At 46.2% G+C, this 13,765-nt stretch carries 13 protein-coding genes; 5 read left to right on the forward strand and 8 right to left on the reverse strand.

Annotation, left to right across the window (positions count from 1 at the left end; translation table 11 throughout):
- Positions 1 to 38: 38 nt before the first annotated feature.
- Together LFX17_RS08580 and LFX17_RS08585 are read right to left on the reverse strand one after the other, a co-directional pair.
- Entirely contained in the window at positions 39 to 845 is an 807-nt protein-coding gene (locus LFX17_RS08580) for a hydroxyacylglutathione hydrolase (RefSeq protein ID WP_240009256.1), read from the reverse strand.
- Between the two features lie 8 nt (positions 846 to 853).
- Entirely contained in the window at positions 854 to 1,168 is a 315-nt protein-coding gene (locus LFX17_RS08585) for an STAS domain-containing protein (protein WP_010574904.1), read from the reverse strand.
- Between the two features lie 199 nt (positions 1,169 to 1,367).
- Here LFX17_RS08585 and LFX17_RS08590 point away from each other — a divergent pair, with 199 nt between their 5' ends.
- Both LFX17_RS08590 and glpK read left to right on the forward strand, forming a co-directional pair.
- A complete protein-coding gene (locus LFX17_RS08590) occupies positions 1,368 to 2,324 on the forward strand; it encodes an MBL fold metallo-hydrolase (protein ID WP_238729885.1) in 957 nt (318 codons plus the stop codon).
- Between the two features lie 67 nt (positions 2,325 to 2,391).
- Entirely contained in the window at positions 2,392 to 3,882 is a 1,491-nt protein-coding gene (glpK, locus tag LFX17_RS08595; RefSeq protein ID WP_238746098.1) for a glycerol kinase GlpK, read from the forward strand.
- Here the strand turns inward: glpK and LFX17_RS08600 are convergent.
- The 6 genes from LFX17_RS08600 to sppA are packed head-to-tail and all read right to left on the reverse strand — an operon-like array spanning position 3,876 to position 9,580.
- Positions 3,876 to 5,171, reverse strand: a complete 1,296-nt coding sequence (locus LFX17_RS08600) for a hypothetical protein (RefSeq protein ID WP_238746100.1) — start codon at positions 5,169 to 5,171, stop codon at positions 3,876 to 3,878. The genes glpK and LFX17_RS08600 overlap by 7 nt on opposite strands.
- A gap of 3 nt (positions 5,172 to 5,174) precedes the next feature.
- Positions 5,175 to 5,468, reverse strand: coding sequence for a hypothetical protein (locus LFX17_RS08605; RefSeq protein ID WP_238729888.1), 294 nt, complete (start codon positions 5,466 to 5,468; stop codon positions 5,175 to 5,177).
- Between the two features lies 1 nt (position 5,469).
- Positions 5,470 to 6,450, reverse strand: coding sequence for a PP2C family protein-serine/threonine phosphatase (locus tag LFX17_RS08610; protein WP_238729889.1), 981 nt, complete (start codon positions 6,448 to 6,450; stop codon positions 5,470 to 5,472).
- On the reverse strand, positions 6,447 to 7,079 hold the full coding sequence (locus tag LFX17_RS08615; RefSeq protein ID WP_238746102.1) for a hypothetical protein: 633 nt from the start codon (positions 7,077 to 7,079) through the stop codon (positions 6,447 to 6,449). The genes LFX17_RS08610 and LFX17_RS08615 overlap by 4 nt, the downstream gene beginning before the upstream one ends.
- Positions 7,080 to 7,126: 47 nt before the next feature.
- The gene (locus LFX17_RS08620; RefSeq protein ID WP_238746104.1) at positions 7,127 to 8,551 is read right to left on the reverse strand and encodes an MBOAT family O-acyltransferase; all 1,425 of its coding nucleotides are present in this window, start codon (positions 8,549 to 8,551) and stop codon (positions 7,127 to 7,129) included.
- A gap of 39 nt (positions 8,552 to 8,590) precedes the next feature.
- The gene (gene sppA, locus LFX17_RS08625; RefSeq protein ID WP_238729892.1) at positions 8,591 to 9,580 is read right to left on the reverse strand and encodes a signal peptide peptidase SppA; all 990 of its coding nucleotides are present in this window, start codon (positions 9,578 to 9,580) and stop codon (positions 8,591 to 8,593) included.
- Positions 9,581 to 9,712: 132 nt separating this feature from the next.
- Here sppA and LFX17_RS08630 point away from each other — a divergent pair, with 132 nt between their 5' ends.
- The 3 genes from LFX17_RS08630 (at position 9,713) to LFX17_RS08640 (ending at position 13,765) form a co-directional block, all read left to right on the forward strand.
- The gene (locus tag LFX17_RS08630; protein ID WP_238746106.1) at positions 9,713 to 10,618 is read left to right on the forward strand and encodes an aldose 1-epimerase; all 906 of its coding nucleotides are present in this window, start codon (positions 9,713 to 9,715) and stop codon (positions 10,616 to 10,618) included.
- Positions 10,619 to 10,770: 152 nt separating this feature from the next.
- Positions 10,771 to 12,480, forward strand: a complete 1,710-nt coding sequence (locus LFX17_RS08635) for a DNA repair helicase XPB (protein ID WP_118956662.1) — start codon at positions 10,771 to 10,773, stop codon at positions 12,478 to 12,480.
- A gap of 67 nt (positions 12,481 to 12,547) precedes the next feature.
- A complete protein-coding gene (locus LFX17_RS08640; protein WP_238746108.1) occupies positions 12,548 to 13,765 on the forward strand; it encodes a pyridoxal phosphate-dependent aminotransferase in 1,218 nt (405 codons plus the stop codon).

Here is a 13,765-nt window from a genome sequence, read left to right on the forward strand (position 1 = left end):
TGAGCCGTGGAATTTCCGGCAAACAATTTCTTGACGGGTTACCAATGATCTCGAAGAGAACGCAAGGAAACGAAAAGGGAAATCGGATCTTGGGGGACGGTTTGTCCGGGAAGTTTACGCGACACGTTTTCCACTAGCAAGGGAGAAGGGTGATCGCACTGTAGAAAGGTGTTGATTCTCCTTTCTTTGCCGAGATCGGTCGTTAAAAACTCAACGTCCTTTTGGAGGCGGGAACATTCTTTCAGAGTGGAAATCGCGTCCCCGTTGGAAGGGTCCAGGGAAAGAGTGAACTTCAGATTGGTTTCCATATAATCGTGACCCGGATATAAGAGAATCGATTCTTCCATCCGATAGAATTGTTCGAATAAGGTCTTTGCCAAAACCTCGGGATTTCCTCCGCGAAAACAATTTCCTACACCCGCATTGAACAAAGTATCACCGGTAAAGACCGCTTTCGGTTTTTGATTTTCCACAAGCAACAAACATACGTGGCAAAACGTATGACCGGGTGTGTCCAAAACTTCCAAGTATTCGTGTGAAGAAACAAGAAGCCGATCTCCCTTTTTCAGTGGATGAGTCGCGTGCGGAATTTTACCGATTCCTCCCGGATGAGAATGAACGGGACATCCGTATTTTTTGACCAGCCCGTCGTTTCCCGAGGTATGATCCGCGTGTTCGTGGGTGTTGAGGATCCGATCGAGTTTCCAATCCTTCGATTCGAGAAAGTCTATGATCTGAGCGGAGTCATACGGATCGATGGAAAGGGTCTCGGAGGTTTCCCGGTTTCGAAGAATGTAGGTAAAGTTTCGAAGTGAACTGTGCGTGTAAATCCGGAAGATATCCAAAAAATCGCCTAACGGATAATGTCGAGGTGTTTGTCGAGATTGGCGATTTTTAAAATCGTCATCACGTCCCGGCTGATGTTTTTGAGTTTGAGAGAACCGTTTCGCTCGGTAACGTATTTTTGGGAGTTAAAAATCGCTCCGATTCCGGAGGAATCCAAATAGGCGTCTCCCGAAAAATCCAGGACGATATCGGTGAAACCTTCCCCGTGTTTTTTGATAATGAGTTCCTTGAGAGCGAATGCGTTTTTGAGGCTGATGCTCCCTTGAATGCGGATGGTGCAAGTAGTTCCCTCAGTGAGGATTTCTGTGTTAAAGTTTTCCACGTTTTTTATTGCTCGGAACCTGTTATGAATCCTATTCGATCGGTGTACTCGGTAAACAAAATTTTTTTCCTAATCTTCTTCGCGCATACGAAATTTTTCACGAATAAAAAAGAATTAGCTGGAAATCCTGATGGAATTGATAATTTTAGACAACATTTTCCTGAAAAATACTCTGCTTTTCGGAACTGTTTTTTAAATTATGCGCATAAAATTTTGGGGCGTTCGCGGTTCGATTTCCTCCTCCGTTCGCGGAGAATCCATCCGCAATAAGGTGCAAAAAATTCTGAGCCTCGCGACTCCCGCCGATATTCAGAGTCCGGACGCGATCGATACCTTTCTTGATTCTCTTTCCCTTTCCAACTGGAGCACGTACGGCGGTAATACCACTTGTATCGAAATCAGGGACAAGAAGGACAATCTCGTCATCGTGGACGGCGGGACCGGACTCAGAGAACTGGGAAACTCCATTCTTCATGAAGGATTTTTAGAAGGAAAAGGAAAGGCCAAGTGGATCTTTACACACACACATTGGGACCATATCCAAGGGATTCCTTTCTTTGTTCCACTGTATTCTCCGGGTAACGTATTCGAATTTTTGAGTTCGGTGGACAACCTAGAGGAAAGACTGAAGTATCAGCATAGCTTCACGCACTTTCCGGTTCCCTACGACGGATTTCGGGCCACGAAGAATTTCAAATTCATTCCCGAAGGGAAAGCGTTCCCCGTAACCGAATCCATATCCGCGATTTCCAAATCGGTCCGGCATCCAGGAGGAAGTTTTTCGTATCGTTTCGAGGAAGAAGGTAAGTCCCTTATCTTCGCTTCCGACGCCGAGTTCAACCTGGACGAAATGGAAAACATTCAGGATTATCTGAACTACTTTCGAGGCGCGGATGTTTTGGTGTTCGATACGCAGTACACGTTCGAGGAGTCACTTCAAAAGATCGACTGGGGACACAGTTCCGCTTCGATGGCTACGGACATCGCGCTCCGCGCCAACGTGAAGAAGCTCGTCATGTTTCATCACGATCCTTCCTACGACGACGAAAAACTGGACGCCGTGTTTTTACGAGCCTTGAAATACAAAGAGATGTTCGATCCGGACAATCAACTCGAGATCATCATGGCCTACGAGGGGTTGGAGCTGGAAGTCTAACGTTCCATTTTTTGAATATACTAAAACCGTTTTATGGTTCATCATAAAACTTTCGGGAGAATCTTTCATGAGTGAGTATATCATCGGGATCGACGCGGGAACCACCGGGATTCGAATCTTTTGTTTCAACAAATCCGGGAACGTGATTTCCAGCGCTTACTCCGAATTCAAACAATATTATCCGAAGCCGGGCTGGGTGGAACACGATCCGGAGGAAATTTGGGCAAAGACCGAAAAGCTCATCGTGAAAGCGATCCGCAACGGAAAGCTCAGTCCATCCAAAGCGGTCGCGATCGGAATCACCAATCAAAGAGAAACCACCGTGTTGTTCGACAAGGACACTGGCAAACCCGTTTACAACGCGATCGTATGGCAATGCAGAAGAACTTCCGAGACTTGTATGGATCTTAAGTCGAAAGGATTCGAGCCGACTTTCCGCAAAAAGACCGGTCTTGTTTTGGATGCGTATTTCAGCGGAACCAAAATCCATTGGATTTTGGAGAACGTAAAAGGCGTTAAGGCGAGAGCCGAAAAAGGAAAAATACTTTTCGGAACCATCGACACATACCTTCTCTATCGTTTGACCAACGGTAAGTCGCATAAGACCGATCATACGAACGCAAGCCGTACTCTGATCTACAATATCGAAAAGAAGGAATGGGACAAAGATCTTACTCAGATTCTGGGAATTCCGGATTCCATTCTTCCCGAAGCTCACAATTCCAGTTCCTTGTTCGGAAGAACCGAAAAGGTCAAAGGACTTCCCGATGGAATCCCGATCTCTTCCCTCGTGGGAGATCAACAAGGTGCTTTGTTCGGTCAGCTTTGTACGGAACCGGGAGAAGCGAAGAACACGTACGGAACCGGATGTTTTCTTTTGTTCAACACGGGGAATAATTTTCAAATCTCCAAAAACAACCTGCTTACGACTCTCGGATGCGGCCCGGAAGGAAAGACCGTTTATTGTCTGGAAGGATCGGTCTTTATCGGAGGCGCCGTCGTTCAGTTCCTACGGGACAATCTTAAATTCTTTAAAGAATCCAAGGTTTCCGAAAAACTCGCCGCTTCCGTTCAGAAAGAGGACGAGGTCGTTTTTGTTCCCGCCTTTGCCGGGTTAGGCGCTCCGTATTGGGATATGAATGCGCGAGGTGCGATTCTCGGTTTGACGCGGGATACGACCGCCGAACAGATCACAAGAGCCGCTTTGAAATCGATTGCGCTCCAATCCTACGAGCTCGTGGAAGCGATGGAAAACGATACGGGCTCCAAATTGAAAGTTTTGAAGGTGGACGGGGGAGCGACCGGAAACTCCTGGCTCATGCAATACCAGGCGGATATATTAGGAAAACGTGTGATTCGTCCCGCAAACGTGGATACTACCGTTTTGGGGGCGGCCTTTCTCGCGGGATTGGAACGCGGTTTCTTTCCTTCGGTTTCTGATCTCAAGAAAAAACTCAAGACGAGCAAGGAATTCTCTCCGCAGATGAAAGCGTCGCAGAGGGAAAAGGAAATCCAAATTTGGAAGGATTCCGTTCGCAGAATCCGAACCAATCAATAATCGAAACCTAATAAACAAAATTCGAATGTCTTTCTTTCCGAAGTGATTCCGGCTCCGCATAGGATTCGGAATTCCGGAAAGAAAGGGATTTCGAGAATTCTTCCGGGAGGAAGTTTCAAAAAGAATTGTTCGTCCCTTTCCCTTCTCGAAATCAAGGTGTCCATCCGAACGATTTCCATCCATTGTCCAACCTGGAATAGGATCGATTTCTCCGTAACCGCGTAAAGTTCCAATGCGGGAATTCCCGAAATCTGAAAGTTGAATTTTAAAGAATGTGGGACGCTTTGAAATTTCGTTTCGGTTCGACTACTCGGATCGAGCTTGGAATCTTCCAAAGATTCTTGATAAATCGTGAATATTCCGCTTTCATAATAAATCTTTCTGGAAAAGTTCCGAAAAATTTCCTTTTCGATCGTTTCTTCCAAAGATTCTCCCGTTTCCGGTTTTTTAGGAGGAGAATCCAATATGGATTTCATTTTGTTCTTCGAGATGTTTCTTTCGATCATCGATCTGACCGGAGGGGAAAGTTTCGGAATCGAAAATCGAATGATCCGCTCGTCCATCGTCGTTAGAATCCGATTTAGGAAAGGTCCGTGGATGAGAGGGATTATCTCGATTTGAAAGATCTGGTCCCTGAGAAAAACGGCGAACTCCGGTTCGTGTGTGAAAAGATTCGAGACGATGGTTTGTTCTTCCGCGGGAGTCCCCGCAAAGAGAATTTGAACGAGACGGAATAAATAGTTTTTTTGTTTTGCGTCGAAATAGAGGAATTCGATCTTTTTTTCGATTTCGGTTTCGGTCAGTTCCGGGTTGACGATGTCCTTCAAAGACAAATAACGCGTCGAAATCATTTTGTTTCTTTTCTGGCCGAACAGGGAAAAATTTCCCGTTCGTTTCGTTCCGATCGTTGTCATCTCCGATTCCGCTCGGGAAATTCGAAACGGCGCCGAACCCACCGGAAGATAGGGATTCTGCCGAATCGGAAAAAGTTGTTCGTTTACGATTTCAAAAGACTCGCTCGAAAAACGTTCGCTCTGGGAATGAATCTTTCCGTTTTCAAAACTCAAATAGGCGCGGGAATCGATGGACTTTGCGGAATGAGAAACACGGTTCCATTCTAAAAAGTATAAAAATCGTGGAACAAGAGCGGGGGATGCGAATAAGAAGGGAAGCTCCTCGATTTCCTTCTTGTTAAAATCGTAAAACGGTTCCGCTCTCGATTTGAATCGGACGACCGCGTCCGGGTTGGCTTGGATAAAAAAATAATTCGTTCCTTCTTCTAAGGGCATCGCCTAATACGAAGGGCTGATCGTATCCGGAATCGGTGTCGAAAGTGCGGGAGAAGAATGGTCCCGTTTTGTGAGTTTGGACACGAGAGCTTTTTTGAACACTGCAAAATTATATTCGGATTTTAGAATATGAATTTCCTCTTCGAGGCCGAAGGGAATGAATTCTATGATCTCGTCTTCCGTCATTCCGGTAACAAGGGTGGCGTCGTGGAGAATTCTTCCCAATTTGCGCACGTCTCGATCGTCCAGAGGAATCAGGTTCAGGATTTTCTTTTCCAATTCTGTAAGTTCCAGCATATCACTTTTTACGAATCATGAGGATGGTCATGTCGTCCTGAATTCTTCCCCCGGTATGTTTTAGAATTTCGGCGAACAGACTGTCGGCGATTTTACGCAGATCGTTTTTCGGAACATCCTCCAAAAAACGAAATAGACCTTCTCCGAAATAATGGTTCCCGTTATTTTTCTGTTCGTAGAGCCCGTCTGTAAAGCAAAATACGATGTCTCCCGATTCCAATCGGAAGCCGCTCGTTTCCGGAACGTTTTTCAAGCTGGAATTCATGGTCGTAGAAATAAATTTTCCGTCGGTTTCGACAATTCGATTGCTCCCGGTGGATTTGCTGTAAACGACAAAGCTCGGGTGCAGACCGGAATGCTGCACGTTTCCTTGTTGATCCGCCTTGATGAGCAGAAAGGTCGCATATAAACTCTGATTGATCGTCGGGTTTTGCTGCGTTCGTTTGAGAAGGTCTTCGTTGATTCTTTCTATGGTTTCGTGCGGAGTCGAATCGCTTCGAACGAAGAGGGACATTTTTTGAAAGATCATCATGCTGAATAGTCCTGCGAGATAACCGTGACCGACGGAATCCCCGATCCCGATCCAATAATTTCCCCGAGAATCGGTCAAAAAATTATAGAAGTCACCGCCGATCGGATTGTAGGTGAGGGTTCGGCCGTAGATCTCGTAGTTTCCGTCGTCGACCGGAAGCGGAAACAGATAACTCTGCATTCGATCGTCGCCTTTGCGGTACCGCTTCATGATTCTTCCGCGGACTTCCTCGCCCGGAAGAATCTTCTTTGTCAGAAAGAATATGAAAGAAACGTAATTTACTAAATAAAGAACTCCGATCGCCGCGAAGTAGAGCAGGATTTTCTCTTTGAGAGAAAAAGGGGAGTTCTGGATGAACGCGACGGCCGCACCTATACAAAGCAGATTCGCGCTCGGTAGAAGCCATCCGACTCTTTGAAAGTAACTTTTGATATATTCGGATAACTTCATGGTTTGTGAAAGTATGCGTGAAACTGATATTCTTTTTTCAGGAAATTCCGTCTTGCGATCTGAAAATAACGATCCTCTAAATACGGTTTGCTGATCCCGTCCAAGAGTCCGTAATTCTTTTCGGTATATCCCGATTCATACAATAATGGGACGAGAGTTTTCGTGGAAGAATCATAGTGATACAACAATTTATGGTTAAACGGAAGATATTCGATCTCGAACGCTTCTCCGTTTCCTTGAAAGAAGGTTTCCCCTTTTTCCGTCGTTTCCAATAAGACCCAGTTACCCGAAACGGAATAACTTCCTTTTCCGCTTACGATATGCGTCGTGTATTCGTTTACGTCCTTGATTTCGCGGCGCATCGACTTCTCAAAACTACGGTCTTCCGGATTTAGGAAAATTCTTTCCTGAACCGTATTTTTGTAAAAGAGAGTATTGCGGTGAGACCGTTCCGGCCGATTGCGAACATACATTCCTCCCGGAATTTTTGCTGAACCGGTAGTGGGAATCGAATCGGATGAATCGGGAGGAAGTTGTCGGATCCATCCAGGAGCGCCGCAGGAAAGCGTAAAAAGAAAAACAAAGGAAAGGAATCGGAACACGCGTAAGGAGAATCGGTAACGGTTCATGCAATCCTCCTTTGACGCGAAACGCCTTCTTTTCCTATCGGAGAGTTCTAAAACTGAAAGTAAATAAATTCTCCGCCGCCGTCTCCGAATACTCCCAAAAGCAAGAGCAGAATGACGCTGAGAACCGGAATGAGAACCATCCAACGTTTTTCGACTTTTTCCAAGGCTTGCGGAAAGTATTGAAACACGTTCAAACCCAAGGTCAGGAGAATGAAGAGCAGAAGTTCTTCCCAACGAGGAAGGATTTTGCCGGTAAAGATATTCTTATAGCCGCTCAATAGATCGAGCATAAATGGAACCGCGTTCTTTCCTGCGGAACCTCCTCGAAAGAACAAACCGGAAAACGCGAATAAGTTTACGGTGATAAAGGTTCGCACAACTCGAGCCGTCTTGGAAGGACCAACGTTAGCCGCTCCCGGTGTCGGTCTCGGTTCTAAAAATCGCTCCAAGGCGAGGATCAAACCGAGATAGGCTCCCCATAGAACGAAGGCGATGTTCGCTCCGTGCCAGAGACCGCCCAAACACATCGTAAGAAACATGTTCCACTGAGATCTGAATTCTCCCTTTCTGCTCCCTCCGAGCGGGATGTAAATATAATCTCGAAGCCAAGTGGACAACGTTACGTGCCACCGCCCCCAGAACTCGCGGAAAGAAAAGGACAAGAACGGCCCTCGGAAGTTTTCCGGAATATCGTAGCCGAGTAAGAATGCGGAACCGCGAGCGATGTCGGTATAACCGGAAAAGTCGCAGTAAACCTGACATGCGAATCCGAACATCGCGATATAAATCGAAGCGGCGTGGTATTGACCGGGTTCTCCGTATAAGGGAGTTATGATTCCGGCGATCGAATCAGCGAGAACCGATTTTTTAAACAAACCGAAGATCAGCAAAAAAATCCCTTGGATCATTCTGTTTTTGTCGATTTCAGGATGATCGAGTTTCGGCAAAAAGTCCGTGGATCTCATGATCGGTCCGGCGATCAATTGGGGGAAAAAGAGAATAAAAAGGAAGTAGTCGTTTCCGGCGATCCTTTGCGGAATCAATCCCCGATGGATGTCCACTTGGAGAGCGATCAATTGAAACGTATAAAAACTGATCGCAAGCGGAAGCAGGATCTCGACGGAAGTCCCTAATTTTTGCCAGAGTTCCATACCCGTGATCGAACTCAGGGAATCCATTACGAAATAGTAATATTTGAAGAATGCGAGATTGACCGCGTTCAAAACGATTACCCATTTCAGAAGGGAGTTTGTGGATTCTCCCTTTTCCTTTTTTTCCCAGAGTTTAAGGGAGAAGTAGTAATTGACTCCGATGACGAGAAGGAAGTGAACCAAAAAGGCGATATGAGAATAACCGTAGAATACGATCGAAGAAACGAGAAGGACCTTTTTTTTAGAAGGTCCGTTTACGTTCCAATAGATCAGATACGTGACTAAAAATAAAAAGAGAAAAGGTAACGAATTGAATAACATCTATATACCGGAAAGTGGATTCTAAATTTCTAATAAACCTTAATAGGACCAGAGATATAGAAAACGAACCTGTCTTCCCGTTCCTAAAATTTTAGAGATCGGCGAATCCGGTCTTAACTCGGGAGATTGAACCTGATAAAAGTTCGTTCTCTTATCCGTGCTTTGAGAATAATAGATGATTCTAGGATTCGTGTTTCCCGGAGTTTTTTTGTAATTCGGAAGCGACATCGTCTCTTGAACTGCGTTGTCGAAATAACCGATCTTGTCGATCAGTCCGTGATGCAGCGCTTGGGACGCGGTGAAAATTCTTCCGTCCGCGATCTTACGGAGTTCCGACGCGTTTTTTCCGGGTCTTCCGTTTTTCACGACTTCGAAAAACTTTTCGTAAAGATCGTCCACGATCGACTGAAGAAGTTTTCTTTGTTCGGGAGAAAGGTCTTCCAAAGGAGAACCGATCGTTTTGTTTCCGCCGGAACGGATCGATTGATCCTTGATTCCGAGTTTATCCAAACCTTCCTTTACGTTGATTCCCGAAAGAATGACTCCGATCGAACCGGTCACGGAAGTCGGGTGCGCGATCACGAGATCGGCGGCCATGGAAATATAATACGCTCCGCTTGCGGCCGTATCCATAAAGAGCGCGACTACGGGGATTTTCTTTTTGGTTTTGAACTGAAGAATTTCTCTGTAGAGAATGTCGCTCGCCGTAACGGAGCCTCCGGGTGAATTGATCTTTAAGATGACCGCTTTGATTTCAGGATCAAGTTCCGCGAGTTCGAGTTGTTTTTTGACTCCCGCCAAGATCGAATCTTCTTGTCCGCCGAAGAAGGTCTTTTCGCCTTCGTCGCTGATCACGCCGTCGATCGGCACGATGAGAATCTTGTCTTCCTGTCTACCGGAAAGAAGTTTCTCTCTGAGTTCGGCGGACTTTCCCGGTCCGCCTAAGTTTGCGTTGACCGGAATATAGCAGTTTGTAAGAACCAAACCGAGGAATACGGAGGTTGTCCAAGTTAGAATCGAGTGTTTCAAAGAAATTCTCCTCTGGAATCGTCAGTTTCCTCTAAGAAAGCAGGCTTTCAATTCCTTTCCTAAGACCTAAACGTTTTAAAAACGGATCTAAATTCGCTGGAAATCTGAACCGTTTTCGCCAGGCTTGCGCGCGTGAAGGAAATTTTCAGCGAACGTTCCCTGTTGAAGTTCACCGAATCGGGAAATCAAATTCTTTCCTGGACTTGGAAACATCCGGATCAAGACAAAGAGTTCGAAATCATTTCCGGTTATGAGGAGAAGGACCATTTCTTTCGTTCCGGTTCGTATCTGATGTTTCCCTGGGTCAATCGGCATACGGGCGATTCGATTCGACTGGGAGAAGATTGGATTTCTCTCGCCGAAATCGGGAGCAAAGACGCAAACGGTTATCCTTCTCACGGACTCGCATACGCTTGGGAACGAAAGGTCGTCGAACGATCCGAACGAAGGATTCGGTTCGAGTTGATTCCCGACGATTCCGTTCGCGATTTCGATTTAGCAAAGATTTTGATACACGAAGAATATTCTCTCGAATCCATTTTCGGAAAAGAAGTTCTTACGCTTCGAACGAGTTTTAAAAATCGAACCGAGGATCCGTTTCGATTCTGCTACGGGTATCATCCGTATTTTCGAATGAATTCTTCGCAACCGCCTTGTATTCTTCGGTCTAACCTTCTGAAACAGATTCCTTTACAAGAAGATCTGACTCCGGTTTATCCCATCTACGGTTTTGAAACGGATCGATTCTCATTGGAGAAGGTTCCCGCGTTGGATTCTTTGTTTTACGGAAAAGACGCATGGGTGACGCTTCAGGTTCCTGAAGATTCGTACCAAGTATGCGTTCAAGCGAACGCGTTCCAGGAAGACGAGATACGGCTTTCGTATTTTCAAATTTATACGAACTTCTCAGAAAATAGAATCGCGATCGAACCGATGAGCGCGCCGGGGAACGCGGTTCGAAACGGTTTTTCTTTGACGACTCTCCGACCGGCGGAAGAAAAGAGCGGAAGTTTTCAAATTCTGCTTTCCGGGTTGTGATTCTTTCTTAGAACTTTCGCGAAATCGATCGCTTTTTCGCATGCTTCGTTCTTCGTATTTTGTCCCGTTGAACGAAAAGAGCCCATCATTTGCATTCTTCTTGACAGAAAGGGGTCGATTTTCAGTCTAAACAAACAGGAAACCAGACACAAATGAGCAAACCCTTAATCGTTCAGAGTGATAAAACTATGCTTTTGGAGGTCGATAACCCCGAGTTTGAAGCCTGTCAGAGCATCGTTTCCAAATTTGCCGAATTAGAAAAAAGTCCGGAATACCTTCATACGTATAGAATTTCCCCGCTTTCCCTTTGGAACGCCGCGTCGATCAAGATGACCGCGGACGAAATCGTGGAATGTCTGGAAAAATTCTCCCGATACTCCGTTCCCAAGAACATCGTAAACGAAATCCGCGAACAGATCAGTCGTTACGGAAAAGTAAAACTCGTTAAGGAAGAATCCGGAGAACTCGCAATCATCTCGAATGAAAAAGGATTTCTCCAAGAAATCGGAAATCACAGAGCGGTTCAACCGTTCATCGAAACTACATTCCCCGATAAGATTTATATCAAAAAAGAATACCGCGGTCATATCAAACAAGCCTTGATTAAAATCGGTTTCCCCGTGGAAGACCTCGCGGGTTACGACGAAGGAAACAAATACGGTTTTAATCTAAGACCGGAGAGCATCAGCGGTAAAAAGTTCGGAATGCGCGATTACCAACGGGCTTGTGTGGAAGTATTTCACGCGGGCGGCGGTAACGAAGGCGGTTCCGGCGTAGTGGTTCTTCCTTGCGGTGCGGGGAAAACCATCGTAGGGATCGGCGTAATGCAGATTGTAGGCGCGGAAACTCTGATTCTCGTTACGAACACTCTTTCCATCCGCCAATGGAGAAATGAAATTCTCGATAAAACCGACATTCCTCCCGAGGATATCGGCGAATATTCCGGTGAAGTCAAAGAGATTCGCCCGATTACAATAGCGACTTATAACATTCTTACACACAGAAAGAAGAAGGGAGGGGATTTTACCCACTTCCATCTTTTCAGCGCGAACAACTGGGGTTTGATCGTTTACGATGAGGTTCACTTGCTTCCCGCTCCGGTTTTCCGTATGACTTCCGAACTTCAGGCAAAAAGAAGACTCGGCCTAACCGCAACGCTCGTGCGCGAGGACGGTTTGGAAGAGGATGTGTTCTCGCTGATCGGACCGAAAAAATATGACGTTCCTTGGAAGGAACTGGAAAGCAAGTCTTGGATCGCGGAAGCGAAGTGTAAGGAAATCCGAGTCAATATGGAAGACGATCTGCGTTTGAAGTATTCCATTGCGGACGACCGTGAAAAGTTCAGACTTGCCTCCGAAAATCCGGAAAAGATGAAGGCGATCGATCTCATCATGAAAAAACACTCCGAGTCGCATCTCCTTGTGATCGGACAATACATCAATCAGTTGGAAGAAATATCAAAGAAGTTTAATATTCCTCTGATTACCGGTAAAACCCCGCTTCCGGAAAGACAGACTCTATACGATGCGTTCCGTTCCGGAAAGATCAAATCTCTCGTCGTGAGTAAGGTTGCGAACTTTTCGATCGACCTTCCCGACGCGAACATCGCGATCCAGGTTTCGGGAACGTTCGGTTCCAGACAGGAAGAAGCTCAAAGATTGGGCCGAATCCTCAGACCGAAAGGACACGATAACACGGCCGTATTCTATTCTCTCATTTCGAGAGATACCAACGAGGAGCGATTCGGACAGAACCGCCAGTTGTTTCTTACCGAACAGGGATACGAATACGAAATTTATACTTTGGATCAATTCCGCGAAGCTCAGGAAGAATTGGCTCAGCTGCAGCTGAACAACGTCTAACGTTCTTCGGAATGGTTCAAAGAGACGACCGAATACTAGAAGTTAAAAACATTCAAAGAGGAACAGCATGGATCTCAGCGCAAAGAGGCTGAACGTCATCGAGCCTTCTCCCACACTCGTAATCACCGCAAAGGCGAACGAGTTGAAAAAAAAGGGAGAAGACATTGTAAGTTTCGGAGCCGGCGAACCCGATTTCGAAACCCCGTCCCATATTAGAGACGCCGCAAAACAGGCGATCGATAAGGGTATGACGCGTTACACGGCTGTTTCCGGAACGGTGGAACTCAAAGAGGCGATCGTCACGAAATTCAAACGGGACAACGGACTCGATTACGATAAGAATCAGGTGATCATCGGAACAGGAGGAAAGCAGGTCATCTACAACTACTTTCTTGCGACCCTCAACGCGGGAGACGAGGTCATCATTCCCGCTCCGTATTGGGTGAGTTATGCGGACATCGTTCGCCTCGCGGAAGGTGTTCCCGTGATCGTTACGACCGCTCCCGAAAGTAATTTTCAAATCACTCCCGAGCAATTGAAGAAGGCGATCACTCCTAAGACAAAATGTCTGATCCTGAATTCTCCCTCGAATCCGACGGGAGCGGGATATTCCAAAAAGGATTTGGAAGCGCTTGCAGAAGTCGTTCTCGCCGCCGGAATCCAAGTGATGAGCGACGATATCTACGAGAAGATCGTTTATGACGGATTTTCCTTTTCCAATCTAGCGATGGTTTCTCCCGAACTCAAAAAACTGACCTTTGTCATCAACGGGGTTTCCAAAACCTACGCGATGACCGGCTGGAGAATCGGATACGGAGCGGGGGATTTGAGCATCGTTAAAAACATGGAAACGATCCAGAGTCAGTCCACTTCCAATCCGTCTTCGATTTCCCAAGCGGCCGCTCAGGCTGCGATCGGCGGAGATCAGGCTTGTGTGGAAGAAATGAGAAAGGCTTTTGAAGTAAGAAGGAATCTCATCGTCGCTCAATTGAACGCGATTCCCGGCGTGAAGTGCAACAACCCGCAAGGCGCATTCTACGTGTTTCCGTATTTGACGGACGTTTACAAAACGCCCGGTTTCGAAAAGCTCAAAAAAGAATCTTCTGAAACTTCTTTGAGTAAGATTTTCTGCAACGTTCTATTAGAAAAGTATAAAGTAGCCGCGGTTCCCGGAATCGCTTTCGGAGAAGATCAGGCTCTTAGGCTTTCCTATGCGATGGGAGAAAAGGATATCCAGCGCGGAGTAGAACGAATCGCACAAATGATCGGGGACTTGAGCAAGTAA

The sequence above is a fragment of the Leptospira sanjuanensis genome (genome assembly GCF_022267375.1).
In the GTDB taxonomy this organism is placed as follows: domain Bacteria; phylum Spirochaetota; class Leptospiria; order Leptospirales; family Leptospiraceae; genus Leptospira; species Leptospira sanjuanensis.

Coding starts and splice junctions, on each gene's coding strand:
- LFX17_RS08610 (WP_238729889.1), bottom strand. CDS start 6,450: ATGAAGTTATCCGAATATATCAAAAGTTACTTTCAAAGAGTCGGATGG.
- LFX17_RS08590 (WP_238729885.1), top strand. CDS start 1,368: ATGCGCATAAAATTTTGGGGCGTTCGCGGTTCGATTTCCTCCTCCGTT.
- LFX17_RS08605 (WP_238729888.1), bottom strand. CDS start 5,468: ATGCTGGAACTTACAGAATTGGAAAAGAAAATCCTGAACCTGATTCCT.
- LFX17_RS08635 (WP_118956662.1), top strand. CDS start 10,771: ATGAGCAAACCCTTAATCGTTCAGAGTGATAAAACTATGCTTTTGGAG.
- LFX17_RS08600 (WP_238746100.1), bottom strand. CDS start 5,171: ATGCCCTTAGAAGAAGGAACGAATTATTTTTTTATCCAAGCCAACCCG.
- glpK (WP_238746098.1), top strand. CDS start 2,392: ATGAGTGAGTATATCATCGGGATCGACGCGGGAACCACCGGGATTCGA.
- LFX17_RS08640 (WP_238746108.1), top strand. CDS start 12,548: ATGGATCTCAGCGCAAAGAGGCTGAACGTCATCGAGCCTTCTCCCACA.
- LFX17_RS08615 (WP_238746102.1), bottom strand. CDS start 7,079: ATGAACCGTTACCGATTCTCCTTACGCGTGTTCCGATTCCTTTCCTTT.
- LFX17_RS08620 (WP_238746104.1), bottom strand. CDS start 8,551: ATGTTATTCAATTCGTTACCTTTTCTCTTTTTATTTTTAGTCACGTAT.